Annotated in this window: 16 protein-coding genes and 1 pseudogene; 9 read left to right on the forward strand and 8 right to left on the reverse strand. The window is 64.3% G+C overall.

All coding sequences use genetic code 11. The features are described 5' to 3' along the window. Positions 1-54: 54 nt before the first annotated feature. Positions 55-1,107 (reverse strand): sugar ABC transporter substrate-binding protein, encoded by a 1,053-nt coding sequence (locus tag AC04SI_RS26020; RefSeq protein ID WP_404281294.1) that lies wholly within the window; start codon positions 1,105-1,107, stop codon positions 55-57. Positions 1,108-1,155: 48 nt separating this feature from the next. Continuing rightward, positions 1,156-2,157, reverse strand: a complete 1,002-nt coding sequence (locus AC04SI_RS26025; RefSeq protein ID WP_404281295.1) for a sugar phosphate isomerase/epimerase family protein — start codon at positions 2,155-2,157, stop codon at positions 1,156-1,158. Between the two features lie 333 nt (positions 2,158-2,490). On the opposite strand from AC04SI_RS26025, the gene AC04SI_RS26030 reads away from it, so the two are divergent. Both AC04SI_RS26030 and AC04SI_RS26035 read left to right on the forward strand, forming a co-directional pair. Beyond that, on the forward strand, positions 2,491-3,348 hold the full coding sequence (locus AC04SI_RS26030) for a GNAT family N-acetyltransferase (RefSeq protein WP_488475155.1): 858 nt from the start codon (positions 2,491-2,493) through the stop codon (positions 3,346-3,348). Between the two features lie 286 nt (positions 3,349-3,634). Beyond that, entirely contained in the window at positions 3,635-4,171 is a 537-nt protein-coding gene (locus tag AC04SI_RS26035; RefSeq protein ID WP_404281298.1) for an Hsp20/alpha crystallin family protein, read from the forward strand. A gap of 36 nt (positions 4,172-4,207) precedes the next feature. On the opposite strand, the gene AC04SI_RS26040 is transcribed toward AC04SI_RS26035, so the two are convergent. Together AC04SI_RS26040 and AC04SI_RS26045 are read right to left on the reverse strand one after the other, a co-directional pair. Continuing rightward, positions 4,208-4,336, reverse strand: coding sequence for a hypothetical protein (locus AC04SI_RS26040; RefSeq protein ID WP_404281299.1), 129 nt, complete (start codon positions 4,334-4,336; stop codon positions 4,208-4,210). 10 nt (positions 4,337-4,346) lie between these two features. Then, the gene (locus AC04SI_RS26045; protein WP_404281300.1) at positions 4,347-5,051 is read right to left on the reverse strand and encodes an SDR family oxidoreductase; all 705 of its coding nucleotides are present in this window, start codon (positions 5,049-5,051) and stop codon (positions 4,347-4,349) included. A gap of 120 nt (positions 5,052-5,171) precedes the next feature. Between AC04SI_RS26045 and gcvA the strand changes: the two genes are divergently transcribed. Continuing rightward, positions 5,172-6,086 (forward strand): transcriptional regulator GcvA, encoded by a 915-nt coding sequence (gcvA, locus tag AC04SI_RS26050; protein WP_404281301.1) that lies wholly within the window; start codon positions 5,172-5,174, stop codon positions 6,084-6,086. Between the two features lie 22 nt (positions 6,087-6,108). Here gcvA and AC04SI_RS26055 read toward each other — a convergent pair whose 3' ends face one another. Next, positions 6,109-6,423, reverse strand: a complete 315-nt coding sequence (locus tag AC04SI_RS26055; RefSeq protein WP_488475161.1) for a P-loop NTPase family protein — start codon at positions 6,421-6,423, stop codon at positions 6,109-6,111. Between AC04SI_RS26055 and AC04SI_RS26060 the strand changes: the two genes are divergently transcribed. After that, entirely contained in the window at positions 6,320-6,541 is a 222-nt protein-coding gene (locus AC04SI_RS26060) for a hypothetical protein (protein ID WP_488475156.1), read from the forward strand. The genes AC04SI_RS26055 and AC04SI_RS26060 overlap by 104 nt on opposite strands. 46 nt (positions 6,542-6,587) lie before the next feature. Here AC04SI_RS26060 and AC04SI_RS26065 read toward each other — a convergent pair whose 3' ends face one another. From AC04SI_RS26065 to AC04SI_RS26075, 3 genes are all read right to left on the reverse strand, one after another. Then, a complete protein-coding gene (locus AC04SI_RS26065) occupies positions 6,588-7,688 on the reverse strand; it encodes a flavin-containing monooxygenase (protein ID WP_404281303.1) in 1,101 nt (366 codons plus the stop codon). A gap of 97 nt (positions 7,689-7,785) precedes the next feature. Next, positions 7,786-9,225, reverse strand: a complete 1,440-nt coding sequence (locus AC04SI_RS26070) for a LuxR C-terminal-related transcriptional regulator (protein ID WP_404281304.1) — start codon at positions 9,223-9,225, stop codon at positions 7,786-7,788. A 54-nt stretch (positions 9,226-9,279) separates the two neighbouring features. Then, positions 9,280-9,498 carry a hypothetical protein gene (locus tag AC04SI_RS26075; RefSeq protein WP_404281305.1) on the reverse strand — a complete coding sequence of 73 codons (219 nt, stop codon included), beginning with the start codon at positions 9,496-9,498 and terminating at the stop codon, positions 9,280-9,282. On the opposite strand from AC04SI_RS26075, the gene AC04SI_RS26080 reads away from it, so the two are divergent. The 5 genes and pseudogenes from AC04SI_RS26080 (at position 9,482) to AC04SI_RS26100 (ending at position 14,107) form a co-directional block, all read left to right on the forward strand. Beyond that, the gene (locus tag AC04SI_RS26080) at positions 9,482-9,688 is read left to right on the forward strand and encodes a hypothetical protein (protein ID WP_404281306.1); all 207 of its coding nucleotides are present in this window, start codon (positions 9,482-9,484) and stop codon (positions 9,686-9,688) included. The genes AC04SI_RS26075 and AC04SI_RS26080 overlap by 17 nt on opposite strands. A gap of 103 nt (positions 9,689-9,791) precedes the next feature. Further along, positions 9,792-10,439 (forward strand): DUF922 domain-containing Zn-dependent protease, encoded by a 648-nt coding sequence (locus tag AC04SI_RS26085; RefSeq protein ID WP_488475157.1) that lies wholly within the window; start codon positions 9,792-9,794, stop codon positions 10,437-10,439. A gap of 185 nt (positions 10,440-10,624) precedes the next feature. Continuing rightward, a complete protein-coding gene (locus AC04SI_RS26090; RefSeq protein WP_404281308.1) occupies positions 10,625-11,707 on the forward strand; it encodes an ABC transporter ATP-binding protein in 1,083 nt (360 codons plus the stop codon). A gap of 39 nt (positions 11,708-11,746) precedes the next feature. After that, positions 11,747-13,070, forward strand: a pseudogene (locus AC04SI_RS26095) (ABC transporter substrate-binding protein). A gap of 185 nt (positions 13,071-13,255) precedes the next feature. Further along, positions 13,256-14,107 (forward strand): carbohydrate ABC transporter permease, encoded by an 852-nt coding sequence (locus AC04SI_RS26100; protein ID WP_404281381.1) that lies wholly within the window; start codon positions 13,256-13,258, stop codon positions 14,105-14,107. Position 14,108: the final 1 nt, after the last annotated feature.

Consider the following 14,108-nt stretch of genomic DNA (forward strand, 5'->3'; position numbering starts at 1 on the left):
TCAGCCGAGCGAAAATGCTCTGCCGACACCCGCCGCCTCGCCCTGTCTTTTGTGCTACTGGCCGACGGCCGCGTCCTCGAGCAATGCCTTGCGTGCATCGGGGCCGGAATAGCGGTCGGCATTGTCCTTGGTGATCAGCGCCTGCGGCGTGGCGACGACGCGCGGCAGCTTCTGCCCGGCGACGAGACGCAGCGCCGTTTCCAGCGCCACCTCGCCGGTCAGCACCGGGAAGCTGTCGACAGTGCCGGTCAATTCGCCGGCGCGGATCGAGGCATAGGCGTCGGAGATGCCGTCGGTGCCGAACACGGCGACCTTGTCCTGCAGGCCGGCCGCCTTGATCGCCTCGACGATGCCCAGCGCCATGCCGTCATTGTTGGCGTAGAAGCCGATCAGGTCGGGGTGCTGCTGCAGGATGTTGGTGGCCGCATCATAGGAGGTCTGGCGGTCCCAGTTGCCGGGCACGCTGGCGACGACCTCGAACTTGCCTCCTTCGGTGATGGTGGTCTTGAAGCCGTCGGTGCGCTGGACAGCGGCATAGACGCCGGCCTGGCCCTCGACGATGGCGACCTTGCCACCATTCGGCCGGTTCTTGATGAACCATTTGGCGACGCGCACGCCATTGTCGCGCTGGACATTGCCGACATAGTGCTCGGCCTGCGGGATGACGGCGTCATTGACGTTGACGACCGGCACATTGGCTGCCTTGGCCTGTTCCATGATCGGCTGCAGATTGGAGTCGGTCTGCGGCGAGACGAGCAGCACATTGTAGCCCTGCGTCACCAAGCCCTCGGCGATGGTTAGCTGTCCGAGCTGGTCGCCCTCGCTTTGCGCCGCCTGATAGACGACCGGCACGCCGACGCGGTCGCCGAATGCCTTGTAGCCCTCGCCCAGCGAGCGCCAGTATTCGTTGGTCAGCGTCTTGGAGACGGCGCCGGCCTTGGTGCCGTCGGGCAATTTGGGGAACGCGCCGAACTTTGCTTCCAGCTGCGACCAGTCGATGCGGTCCTTCTCGGTATCGGAGTTGAGCGGCGCAAGGTCGGCGGCAAAGGCCGAGCCGCTGGACAAAGCCATCAGGGCAGCGGTGGCGGCGGCAAGCAGAAGTTTCATGGTCATTCCTCCCTTGGTGAAAAACGGCGTATGGCGACGCCGGGCGCTTCAGGTGACTCCGGGCGTGTCGCGCCCAAGCATGGCTTCCTGGACGATGGCCTGCGAGGTGACGGCATCCTGGCTTGCGACGGCAGCGGACAGGCGGTTGTCCTTCTCGAGGCGCTCGACGACGCCGAGCATGCGCATGACGGTGGCGATGTTGACCTCGCACTCACGCACGGGATCGAGCCCGGTCATGTCGGGGAATGTGTCGAAATAGATGGCGCCGGCGTAGCCATCCCGATGGATCTGACGAAGCAATTCGATCGTCTGCAACGTGTGCACAGCACCGACCATGAGGCCGTCGTCACGCTTGGCGTAGCCGTCGTTGAGATGGACGCCGAGCAACTTGCTGTGGCGGGCAATGAGCGCGGCTGCGAAGGCCGGCTGTTCGTCGGCATAGAGCACATGGGCGAAGTCGAGCGTGACGCCGAGATTGGGCAGGCCGACATCGCGGATCGCCAGCAAGGTCGTCGCAGCGTCCGGCATCAGCGAGTAAGAGCGCGGCTCGTTCGGCTTGTATTCCAGACTGATCTGACAACCGGGATCATGCGCCGCAACTTCACGAATTCCATCGATTTCGTGTTGCCAGAGCGTCGCATAGTCGGCCTGGAAGGCATAATCGAAGCCATCCTGCCCGAGCCACAGCGTCATCAGGCTGGCGCCGGCTTCACGCGCTGCGTCGATACCGGCCTTTGTCAGGTCGATGGCTTCGCGGCGCACCGCCGGGTCCGGATTGGTGAAGGCGCCGAGCTTGAAAGCCGGATTGGAGTAGTAGCGCATGGCGAAGCCATTGATGGAAAGCCCGATATCGCCCAGTTTCCGGGCAATTTCTGTTGGCTTTTCACCGACATGGTCGGGAAAGTTGAGGTCGAGGTCGGTGAGTCCTTCGACCTTGGCTGCGCGCGCCGCCATCTGCATCAGCGACGGCTTGCCGGCAAGGCCGGGCCATTCTGCCTCGGGCCGCGAGGCAAAGGAATTCAGACGGGTGGCAAAGCGGTGCGATGTCATGGATGGCCTTTCAGTTGCGTTACTTCACATAATTACGAATTTTTGTAAAGTTATTATTTCAAGAAGCGAGCGGCGCGCGTCGCGCGCTGTCCCTTTGTCGGGAGATTGGCAGATTCGGCGCTGTGCGGCTGCGGCCCTCACGGTTCTTGCGAGATCTCCTGCCCTTGGCTAGCATCGCCTGGCTGGCGTCGAGCAGAGGAGAACGATGCAGCGGAACAGCTGGTGTGCCGTTGCGTTCCACACGCAAAGCATCTGATCCTCACCTTCGCCATCGCTGGCTGAAGTCGCGCTTGAGGCGGTGAATTTCGAAGTCACCCAGGACAGGAGTTGGCGATGAACCGGATCAGGGCGATGACCGAACAGGACGTGGCGTCGGCATCAAGGCTGCTGGGAGAATCCTGGCGCCGGACCTATGCGCCGATCATGGGCGCCGAGACCACGGCACGGCTGTCGGACGACAAGCACGCGCCGGAGCGGCTGGCGGCGGAACTCAAGGACGACAACAAGATGTCCTTCGTGGCGGAACGGCTCGACGGCTCGATCGCCGGCTACGCGATGGCGGCGATGGACGAAAAGGGCGACGTCATGCTCGACCGGCTGCACGTGGACAGGAGCGAATTCGGCTCGGGGCTGGCGACCGACATGCTGCATGCGGTGCTTGCCGCCCATGCGGGTATTGCGAGCATTGCGCTGGAAGTGATCGAAGGCAACGACCGGGCCATCGCCTTCTACCGCAAGCACGGCTTCGAAGTGGTCGAGAAGCGGGAAGCTGCGCATGGCGTGGGCGGCCACGCCTCGCTGATCATGCGCAGGGTGCTGTCGGGGCGTAAGGGCAAGGGGAATGGGGAGTTGGGGAGTTGGGGAGTTGGGGAAGTAAGGTGGTGCGGACCCGTGCATAACCCTACTGCCCTACTGCCCTACTGCCCTACTGCCCTACCCCTGCGCCGCCGGCGCCCTTGGCCCATCTTCGTCCTCCGGCACTTCAAGAATCTCGATCAGCCGCGCCACCCTGGCATCCGGCAAGGGATGGCCCTCATTGACCAGCGCCTCCTCAGCGCCGATCCAGGCGAAGGCCTCGCGCAATTCCTCGAGGCTGGCGCCGGTCAGCGCGATGTCGGCGATGACGGCCTCGTCCACAGGCCCCAGAACCGAAATGATGTCGTTGCGTGTCATGGTGTCCTCCGTGCCTGATGCAAGGGTGACGATACGACGCCGGGGGCGCTCAGCCGAAGACCGGCATCGGTAAAATGTGTCGCGGGATGGAATCTGGGGCTTGACTTCGAGCCGGCAACCTCCAGTTCGACATTTGCCGGTTTGCCGAACGGAACCGGCGCAGGGAGCGCCGGCTCCTTGACCGCCCTGCCTGGAACCCGGAGCGGCGGCACGGTTCGACTTGAGAGTCTGCGGATCCAGGCTGAACACGCGATGCGGGCCGGCATCGCCTGATGTGACCAGTCGAGAAAAGGAGGCTAATGAAATGGCTATTCGTGATCTCATGCCCTGGAGCCGGGAAGGCAGTCAGGCTCCGAACTTCTATCGCGAGGGCGAGCGCGATCCCTTCATGATGCTGCATCGCGAGATGAACCGCCTGTTCGACGACGCCATGCGCGGCTTCGAGACGCGGCTGCCGTCCTTCGTCGGGGGTTTTGGTGCTCGGGCCAACTGGCCGAGCGTGGAAATCTCCGATGGCGAGACGGAAATCCGCGTCACGGCGGACATCCCCGGCATGGAGGAAAAGGACGTCGAGGTGATGCTCAACGACGGCATGCTGACGCTGCGCGGCGAAAAGCGCGCCGAGACCGAGGACAAGGACAAGCAGTTCTCCGAGCGCTTCTACGGCCGCTTCGAGCGGCGCATCCCGCTCGGCACCGAGGTCGAGGAAGACAAGGTCCGTGCCGCTTTCCACAATGGCGTGCTCACCGTGACGCTGCCGAAGACCCAGCGCGCCCTGGCCAAATCCAGGCGCATTCCGATCAGTGGCAGCAACGTCGGAACCGGCAAGAGCAAGCACTGACGATACCGGAACCGGGCGCCTCGTGCGCCCGGCTGCTCAGGCGCCGGAATGCGGATCTGTGCTGTAGGGATGCACGGGGTAGCCCGGGCCGATGGCCTTCAGCACGCGGCCTGTCCAGGCGAGCACCGCCGGATAATCGGTCAGCAGGAAGCCGCAGTCCTGCACGCGGTGGCCGTCAGACCGCCCGGATGATGCCGCCGTCGACGCGGATGTTCTGGCCGGTGATATAGCTGGCACCTTCCGAGGCCAGGAAGGCAATCGTCGCGGCGATCTCCTCCGAAGTGCCGTAGCGCTGCATCGGCACGCTGTCGCGCCGCTCCTCGGTGGTGGGCAGGCTGTCGATCCAGCCCGGCAGCACGTTGTTCATGCGCACATTGTCGGCGGCGTAGGTGTTGGCGAAGATCTTGGTGTAGGCGGCAAGGCCGGCGCGGAACACGGCCGAGGTCGGGAACATCGGGCTCGGCTCGACGACCCATGCCGTCGAGATATTGATGATGGCGCCGGCCTTCTGCTTGACCATGTGCGGCGTGACGATCCGCACCGGCCGGATGACGTTCATCAGATAGACGTCCATACCGGTGTGCCACTGCTCGTCCGATATTTCGAGGATCGGCGCACGCGGCCCATGGCCGCCGCTGTTGACCAGCACGTCGATGCGGCCGAAGCGTTCGAGCGTCAGGTCGGCAAGGCGCTGCAAATCGTCGTTCGACTGGTTGGACCCGGTGACGCCGAGGCCGCCAAGTTCCTTGGCCAGCGCCTCGCCCTTGCCCGATGAGGACAGAATGGCGACGTTGAAGCCGTCCGCTGCCAGGCGCTTAGCCGCCGCCGCACCCATCCCGCTGCCCCCGGCAACGACCACTGCTACTTTTTCTACACTCACTTTTTTGTCCTTCCTGAGCGGCAAGCCGCAATATCTTCGACGTCTCCGCCATGATATATCCGGTTTTCGCCTCTGGCTCGAACCAGAAAGCCTGAAATCAGACTGTAGAAAAACTCCTCGATGCCCGAAGCCTTCCTCCGCCTGCCGCCGCTCAACGCGCTTCGTGCCTTCGAGGCCTCGGCGCGGCATCTCAACTTCCGCCTCGCCGCGCATGAACTCAACGTGACCCAGGGCGCGGTGGCGCAGCACATTCGCGGGCTGGAGGCCAGCCTTGGCGCAAAGCTGTTCGAGCGGCTACCGCGCGGCCTGGCGCTGACCGACGAGGGCCGTGCCTATGTGCCCAATATCCGCCGCGCCTTCGAGCTGATCTCGGAGGCGACGGCGCTGCTGCGTCCCGAACCGGCGCGGCTGACGATCAGCGTCACGCCGAGCTTCGCCACCAAATGGCTGATCCCGAAACTGCCGGAATTCGTGGCGCACAATCCGCTGGTCGACCTGCGCATCCTGGCCAGCGAAAGCCTGTCCAGTTTCCAGGCCGACGGCGTCGACATCGCCGTGCGGCAGGGCCAGCCGCCGTTCGGCCCCGGCCTCATCGTCGACCTTTTGTTCCCGCAACAGATCATCGCCGTGTGCAGCCCTGCCCTGCTGCCGCCCGGTGTTGGCGGGATCGCGCCGGCCGACATCCAGCATCATGTCCTGATGCACGATACGCACAATCTGTGGCCGGAATTCATGGAACGGGCGCTCGGCCTGAAGATGGCGACGGAAGCCAAACGCATGCGCTTCAACCAGACCGGTCTTGCGATCGACGCGGCAATCGCCGGCCAGGGCATCGCGCTGGCCAGCCGCTTCCTCGTCGCGGCCGACATCGCGGCCGGCCGGCTGATCCAGCCGGTCGGCGCGGAAATGCGCGGCACCTATGATTTCCACGTCGTGATGCCGAGGAAGCAGCGCCATCCCGAGCCGACGCAGGCCGTGCGGCAATGGCTGCTGGATGAGGCTGGCCGCGAAGCGATCCGTACCATTGCGGACTGATTGGCCGCCGGTTCGGCACGCGTCACGCCGGTGCGGATGCGCCGGCTTTCAGTGCGAGCATGACTTCGGCCTCGAAGGCATCGCCGTCCGCCTCGGCCAATTGCCGGGCATCCCAGTCGCGGGCGATGCAACCCTCGGCCAGGAGCACGGCGCGGTTGCACAGGCTGGGCACGGCCTCCACCACATGGGTGGAGATGATGACGGCGTGGCGACGGCTTGCGGCCACGGCGGGGATGATGCGCTTGATCTCCCAGGCGGCGAGCGGATCGAGCCCGTTCAGCGATTCATCGAAGATCAGCAGCGGCGGCGCACCGAGCAGTGCGGCGGCAATCGCGATCTTGGCCCGCGTGCCCAGCGAGAATTCGGCGATCGGCCGGTCGATCCAGCGTCTTTGCCGCTCGGTAACGTCAACGCCCGGCCAGTCGGCGTTGTCGATAAATGTCGGCAGCAGCTGATGAGCGCGACGGCCGGATCGACCCGGTCGGCCTCGCCGGCGGCGCCTCAGCCCCGCCGTTCGATGTCGGCCACCACCGCGGTCGCCTCGCGGCCTATCTCCCGCAGCAGGCCGGTGACCGGATTGTGGAAGCCGACCAGATAGAGGCCGAGTTCGGAGGCGCGTGGGTTGACGCCGCTTTTGGCCGGCCGCAGCTCCGCCGGCAGGAATTTGTCGTATGCCGGCCGGTAGCCGGTAGCGAGGATGACGGCCTCGAACGCCTCCTGCCGCCCATCGGTGAAGGAGGCGCCATGCTCGGTGAAGCCGGCGATGTCGGGCGCTATGCTGATCTTGCCGGACTTGATCGCCGCCACCGTGCCGACATCGATGACCGGGATGCGCCCGGCGTCGACCTGCTTGAGGATGCCTTGCTTCGGCCTGACGATGCCGTATTTCTCGAGCTTGCCGAGTGCGAAGTCGAGGACGATCGGGAACATCCAGTCGTTCAGCGCCTGCGGCATCGGCCGGCTCGCGATGCCGACCATCTGGATCGGCACGCCGAACAATTGCCGCGGCACGATATGGACGCCCTTGCGCACCGACAGCGTCGGATGGGCGCCGGACTCGGCAAGGTCGAGGGCGATTTCGGCGCCGGTGTTGCCCATGCCGACGATCAGCACCTGATGACCGATGAACGGTGCTGCCTCGGTATAGTCGGCGCTGTGCAGGACCTTGCCTTTGAAAGCTTCGATGCCGGGCAGGCCGGGAACGATCGGCTCGGCATTGTTGCCGGTGGCGATGACGACGTGGCGCGATGTCAGCCTGTCCGATCCGGTCTCGACGACAAAGCCGCCATTCTCGCGCCGGATCGCCGTCACCGTCTCGCCGAAGCGCGGCCGGAGCTCGAACCGTTCGGCATAGGCGTCGAGATAGGCGACCACCTTTTCGCGCGGCACATAGCGCGGATGATCGCGTGGGAACGGCACGAAGGGCAGCGAGGAGAACGACTTCACCGTGTGCAGATGCAGCCGCCGGTAGTGGCGACGCCAGGCCGACGCCACCTCATGGGCCTTTTCGAGGATGATGAAGTCCACCCCCGCCCGCCTCAGGCAGGCGCCAACGGCAAGACCCGCCGGCCCGGCGCCGACAATGACGACATTGGTGTCCAAGCGATTCTCCTCCCCGCCAGGCTGGGCTGAGGCTATGCGCAAAGCGGTCGAACGCGCAATCTCCCCGCTTGCGGGGGAGATTGGCAGCTTCACCGGCCTAGCCCAGCTCCGCCAGCTTCGCGGCTTCGCGGATGGCCTTGACGGCATCCGGGTTGGTCACGGGATAGCCCGAGATGAAGCCCTCGACGGAGAAGTCGGGAAACTCGGCACGCAGCCGGGCCACGAATCCGGCCGCCTCGGCGTCCTCACCCGCCGCCGCGTGCGCCAAAGCCAGGAACATCAGCACATTGGGAGAATCCAGTGTGCTTCTGCGTAATGCCGCGATGGCTTCCCGGTGCCTGCCGGCGCAGAACAGGACGCGGCCTTGCATGCCGAAATACCAGGGCGGAGCGAGCGGATTGAGGCGCATGGCGCGCTCCATCAGCGGGATCGCCTCGGCCGGATCGCCGGCGACCAGCGCCTTGCTGCCGGAAAGCAGCGCCAGCGTGTCGGCGTGGTTGGAGCCGTACTGGTAGACTCGTTGGTAGGCGCGCTCGGCCGCGTCGAAGTCGCCGAGGCATCCCATGAGATCGCCAAGGCAGTTGCAGGCGCTGCTGTCGTACGGGTCGAGCCGGATCGCATTTTCGACCGCCGCGCGCCATTTCTCGATCGATCCCCTGGGATCGCGGCCAAAACAATTGCCGGCTTCGATCGAATAGGCGTAGGCGAGTTCGGTCCAGGCCCTGACCAGGGTCGGGTCGAGCTCCAGAGCGCGTGAGAACAGCCGGATCGCTTCCGCGTTGCCGGCGCGGCTGAAGGTGTTGTGCTGCTCGACGCCCAGAAGATAAAGATCATAGGCACGCAGGCTGGCCGGCGGCTTGCGGCGAACCGCGTTGCGCCCGATCGTGGCGATCGCTCCGAAACAGCCGGCGAGTACATTGATGACGGTTTCGGTCAGGCTGTCCTGCAGCGCGAAGATGTCCTCGACCGGACGGTCGTAGCGTTCGCTCCACAGGCTGACGCCGTTCCTCGCATCGGCGAGTTCGATGGTCAGCCTAATACGGGTGTCGTCGGCGCGCAGCTGGCCGGACAGAATATAGGTAGCGCCCAGCGCCTTGCCGTCGGCGGCGAAGTCGGCTGGCTTGCTGCCCAGCGATTTCATGGTGTGGAAGGCGATGACGGGCAAATCCGCGTAGCGCCCCAGGTCGATGGTGATGTCCGACGACAGGCCATCGGCAAAGCGGCGCCAGCGCTCCTCCGAATTCAGACATTCGATCGGGAACACGGCCAGCACCGGCCTGGTGTCAGGCAAGAGCGACGGCACGTCCACGCCCGCGGCGCGGTTGACATGCGCGGCAAGCGCCACCTTGTTGCGGACGCCGAGCTTTTCATAGATCGCGGCGAGATGGGTGCGCACCGTCGACGGCGCGATGAACAGCGCCTCGCCGATCTCGCGATAGGTCAGGCCGGCCGCGAATTTCTCCGCCACCGCACGCTCGCGCTCGGACAGCGCCGGCGAGGACGGTGAAGACGTGGCCGGTGTCGCGTTGTGGCTCATGCCGATCCCCTGCCCGCGGACAGGCACATTATCAACGCCTGCCGCGGCAAAATACTACAAATGCAGGACCCAAAACACCGCATCTGGCCGATCCCGCCGCAGGCGCACAGGGCGCAAACTCCCTTGCAGCAACAGGCTGCAATCAAGGGAGGTTTCCATGCGACGTGTTTCCATAGTGCTGGCATGCGCGATCCTGGGTTTTTCTTCCGCGTCGCCGTCATTCGCAAGCGGATGCAGGCAATTGCTGGAATCGAACGTGAAAATCACCAGCATGCGCCTCTATGCCGACATCCTAGCCAGTGCAGCCCGCAATGGCTGGAACTACACGCCTGAATCGATCGTCAGCGGCTCAAAGCGGCATTTCGACGAGATGAAACTCCAATTGATCGCCGCCGGCTATGAGATCGTCCCTGTCGGCGCCCGACCGCATTGCGCCCGATTGGACACGCTGGCGAGCGATTAGAGACCAGCTGGTCGTCTAGAGGTTTGTCGAGAGATCGATATGCCGGCATGATGGCCGGCAATCGCCCGCTGACTCGGGCTCCATAGCCAGTCCGCGGGGGCGCATGAAACCAGCCATCCTCTTGCTTTTGCTCGCAACAGTTCTGCCGTCCATACCGGCGCAGGTGCTTGCGACCGTTCTGCCGTCCGCGCCGGCACAGGCCCCCGACTGGAAGCCGGTCGAGAAAATCGACAGCTACGCCATCTCAGGCCAGACCGCGCCCGAACTCTACGCCTCGATCGGCGAAAAGGGCCCGCTGATCGGCAAGGACGTCGTCGGCAACAAGGTACGCGTCATCGCGCATACCAATTTCAAGCTGACCTGGACCAGGGACTACCGGCCGGAAGGCGGCGCCTGTATTCTGAAATCGGCGCGACCGAAGCTGATCATCACCTACACGCTGCCGAAGCCGGCCGGCCCGCTGCCGCCCGCCCTGCAAAAGCGCTGGGACGTCTTTGCCGCCGGTGTCGCCGCGCATGAGAAGGTACATGGCAAACAGATCGTCGACATGGTGCAAAAGATCGAGGCGCTGAGCGTCGGCTTCACCGTCGCCAGCGACCCCGGCTGCAAGAAGATCAGGACCGAACTGACGAACAGACTTTCCGAACTATCGCAAGCGCAGCGGCAGGCCAGCAGAGACTTCGACCGCGTCGAATTCAGCCCGGGTGGCAATTTTCAAAGGCTGGTGCTGGCATTTGTGAATGGGGACTAGCGCAGTCGGATTCACCACAGGGGCGACGAAGTTAAGCACTTGCCGCCGCGCGGGTTTACAGGCTGGTTTGGTAGCGCTACCGTCGCTGAGTCTGTCGCGCGATCAGAGGGGACTGGAGGCTGTCGCGGGGCGGGACTGGAACGGTTTCCTCAGGGGCGTCGGGAAACCGTTTGGGAGGAGAATAAATGGCGTCTGTCGCGATTGGCGAAGTCTATAAATCATTCGGTACCGTCGAAATCCTGCATGGCGTCAGCGTCGATATAGACGACGGCGAGTTCGTCACGCTGGTCGGGCCGTCGGGTTGCGGAAAATCGACCCTTCTCAGGATGATTGCCGGCCTGGAGAAGATATCGCGCGGCCAGATCTCGATCGGCGAGCGTGTCGTCAACAACGTCGCGCCCAAGGAACGCGACGTTGCGATGGTGTTCCAGAACTACGCGCTTTATCCGCATATGACGGTCGCCGAGAACATGGCGTTCTCGCTGATGCTCAAGGGTGTCGCGAAAGCGGAGAGCGACGCCGGCGTTAAGCGCGCGGCCGAAATCCTGGGACTGGTGCCGTTGCTGGCACGCTATCCGCGCCAGCTCTCCGGCGGCCAGCGCCAGCGTGTCGCCATGGGCCGGGCGATCGTACGCGATCCGGCGGTTTTCCTGTTCGACGAGCCGCTCTCAAATCTCGACGCCAAGCTGAGAGTCCAGATGCGCGCCGAGATCAAGGAACTGCACCAGCGCCTCAAGACCACGACGGTCTATGTCACCCACGACCAGATCGAGGCCATGACCATGGCCGACAAGATCGTGGTCATGCATGACGGCATCGTCGAGCAGATCGGGCCGCCGCTGGAACTTTACGACCGGCCGAACAATCTGTTCGTCGCCAGTTTCATCGGCTCGCCCGCCATGAACATGCTCAAGGGCGAAATCGCAATCGACGGCACGCCGTCCTTTCGAGGCGCCGGCGGGATTTCGGTGCCGTTGGCAAGGCTGCCTTCCACCGGCAAGGGCGAACCGGTGGTGCTGGGGATAAGGCCCGAGCACCTCAGGCTGTCCGACCAGGGCATTCCAGTCACCGTCGTGGTCGTCGAGCCGACCGGGTCGGAGGTGCAACTCATCGGCCGCACGCCCGGCGGCGAGGACATCGTCGCGAATTTCCGCGAGCGCCATTCCTTCACGCCGGGCGAGACCGTGCGGTTGACCGCCGAGCCTGGCCTCATCCACCTGTTTCACGGCGAAACCGGGCAGCGACTGGAAACCCGCGCCGGGCAGTAGGACTTATACAGCGAGGAAACATCAGAGGAGGAAACGACCATGAAATTCACAAGACGCGATGTGATCCGCACGACCGCCGGTGTGGCGGCGGGAGCCTTGGGAAGCCGGTTCGTCGGTTCGCCCGCCTTCGCCCAGGAGGGGTTGAAGTACAAGCCCGAGGACGGCGCCAAGCTCAGGCTGCTGCGCTGGTCGCCCTTCGTCCAGGGCGACGAGGACCAATGGCTGAAAAACACCAAGCGGTTCACCGAGGCGACGGGCGTCGAGGTTCGCGTCGACAAGGAAAGCTGGGAGGATTCGCCCCAAGGCGGCGGTGGCTGCCAATGTCGGCTCCGGCCCGGACCTGATGTTCGTCTGGTTCGACGACCCGCACCAATATCCCGACAAACTGCACGACGTGACGGAACTGGGTGAACACCTGGGCACAAAATACGGCGGCTGGTACGACGGACCGAAGCAGTATGCGACGCGGGAAGGCAAATTCCTCGGCCTGCCGCTGGCCACCATCGGCAACGCCATCGTCTACCGGGAAAGCTGGGTCAAGGAAGCTGGGTTTTCGGAGTTTCCGAAGGACACGGCGAGCTTCCTCGAGCTTTGCAAGGCGCTGCAGGCGAAGGGCCATCCGGCCGGCTTCACGCACGGCCATGGCGTCGGCGACGGCAACAACTACGCGCATTGGCTGCTGTGGAGCCATGGCGGCCAGATGGTCGACGAGAGCGGTAAGGTGACCATCAACAGTCCCGAGACGCTGAAGGCGATCGAGTATGCGCAGGCGCTCTACAAGACCTTCATTCCCGGCACCGAAAGCTGGCTCGACGTCAACAACAACCGTGCCTTCCTGGCCGGCGAACTCGGCGTCATCGCCAATGGCATTTCCGCCTACAACACCGCCAAAATCAACAAGGACAATGATCCGAAACTGGCTGAAATCGCCAAGGACATCCGCACCACCAACCTGCCGATCGGCCCGGTTGGAAAAGCGGTCGAGCTGTTCCAGGTGACCACCGCCGTCATCTTCGACTACACGCCCTACCCCAATGCAGCCAAGGCCTACCTGCAGTTCATGTTCGAGGATCCGCAGATGACGGACTGGATCACCTCGTCGGCGGGCTATTGCTGCCAGACGCTCAAGGCTTTCGACAACAATCCGGTGTGGACGGCCGACCCGAACAATGCCGCCTACGCCAAGGCCTCGGCGACGCTGCGCCCCAACGGCTATGCCGGACCGCTCGGCTACGCCTCGGCGGCGACCATGGCCGACTATGTGCTGGTGGACATGTTCGCCAAGGCCGTGACCGGCCAGGCGACGCCGCAGGAGGCGATGGAGGAGGCGGAAAAGCGCGCCAACCGCTACTACCGCGTTTGAGCGCACAACCGAGTCGGGCAGCACGATCGCTGCCCGGTCCGGTGCCTGAAATCGCTTGGCGGCCGCCCGGGCCGACCACCTCCTGAGGAGCTGTTCCCATGGCCGTGTCGTCCGTCGCCGTCCAGCCGCGTCCGTCGATCCTTTCGCGCCTGTCCGAAAGCCATAACGCGCTTGGCTTCGGCTTCATGCTGCCGGCAGCGGCGCTGCTTTTGGTTTTCCTGACCTATCCGCTCGGGCTCGGCGTCTGGCTCGGCTTCACCGACGCCCGCATCGGCCGCCCCGGCATCTTCATCGGCGTCGAGAACTACGAGTATCTGTGGAGCGACGCCGTCTTCTGGCTCTCCGTCTTCAACACGCTGCTCTACACGATCAGCGCCTCGCTGCTGAAATTCGTGCTCGGCCTCTGGCTGGCGCTCATCCTAAACCAGAACCTGCCGTTCAAATCATTCTTCCGCGCGATCGTCCTGCTGCCATGGGTGGTGCCGACCGTGCTGTCGGCCATCGCCTTCTGGTGGATCTACGATTCGCAGTTCTCCATCCTGTCCTGGGCGCTGCAGCAGATGGGCCTAATCGACCACCGCATCAATTTCCTTGGCGATCCGACAAACGCGCGCGCCTCGGTCATCGCCGCCAATGTCTGGCGCGGCATTCCTTTCGTCGCCATCACGCTGCTCGCCGGCCTGCAGACCATACCCCAGTCCCTCTACGAGGCGGCCACGCTCGACGGCGCCAGCCGCTGGCAATTGTTCCGCTATGTGACGCTGCCGCTGCTGACGCCGATCATCGCCATCACCATGACGTTTTCGGTGCTGTTCACCTTCACCGATTTCCAGCTGATCTATGTGCTGACCCGCGGTGGCCCGGTGAATGCCACCCACCTGATGGCGACGCTGTCCTTCCAGCGCGGCATTTCCGGCGGCCAGCTTGGCGAAGGCGCGGCAATCGCGGTCGCCATGATCCCGTTCCTGCTGGCCGCGATCCTATTCAGCTATTTCGGCCTGCAACGGCGCAAATGGCAGCAAGGCGGCGGAGACTGAC

It is taken from the genome of Mesorhizobium sp. CNPSo 4689 (genome assembly GCF_057784325.1).

What these genes read in the sequence shown, in the direction of transcription:
- AC04SI_RS26030 (WP_488475155.1), top strand. Translation starts at nt 2,491, where the DNA reads ATGAACCGGATCAGGGCGATGACCGAACAGGACGTGGCGTCGGCATCA.
- AC04SI_RS26025 (WP_404281295.1), bottom strand. Translation starts at nt 2,157, where the DNA reads ATGACATCGCACCGCTTTGCCACCCGTCTGAATTCCTTTGCCTCGCGG.
- AC04SI_RS26060 (WP_488475156.1), top strand. Translation starts at nt 6,320, where the DNA reads ATGATGCGCTTGATCTCCCAGGCGGCGAGCGGATCGAGCCCGTTCAGC.
- gcvA (WP_404281301.1), top strand. Translation starts at nt 5,172, where the DNA reads ATGCCCGAAGCCTTCCTCCGCCTGCCGCCGCTCAACGCGCTTCGTGCC.
- AC04SI_RS26070 (WP_404281304.1), bottom strand. Translation starts at nt 9,225, where the DNA reads ATGAGCCACAACGCGACACCGGCCACGTCTTCACCGTCCTCGCCGGCG.
- AC04SI_RS26085 (WP_488475157.1), top strand. Translation starts at nt 9,792, where the DNA reads ATGAAACCAGCCATCCTCTTGCTTTTGCTCGCAACAGTTCTGCCGTCC.
- AC04SI_RS26100 (WP_404281381.1), top strand. Translation starts at nt 13,256, where the DNA reads ATGCTGCCGGCAGCGGCGCTGCTTTTGGTTTTCCTGACCTATCCGCTC.
- AC04SI_RS26090 (WP_404281308.1), top strand. Translation starts at nt 10,625, where the DNA reads ATGGCGTCTGTCGCGATTGGCGAAGTCTATAAATCATTCGGTACCGTC.
- AC04SI_RS26020 (WP_404281294.1), bottom strand. Translation starts at nt 1,107, where the DNA reads ATGAAACTTCTGCTTGCCGCCGCCACCGCTGCCCTGATGGCTTTGTCC.
- AC04SI_RS26075 (WP_404281305.1), bottom strand. Translation starts at nt 9,498, where the DNA reads ATGCTGGTGATTTTCACGTTCGATTCCAGCAATTGCCTGCATCCGCTT.
- AC04SI_RS26035 (WP_404281298.1), top strand. Translation starts at nt 3,635, where the DNA reads ATGGCTATTCGTGATCTCATGCCCTGGAGCCGGGAAGGCAGTCAGGCT.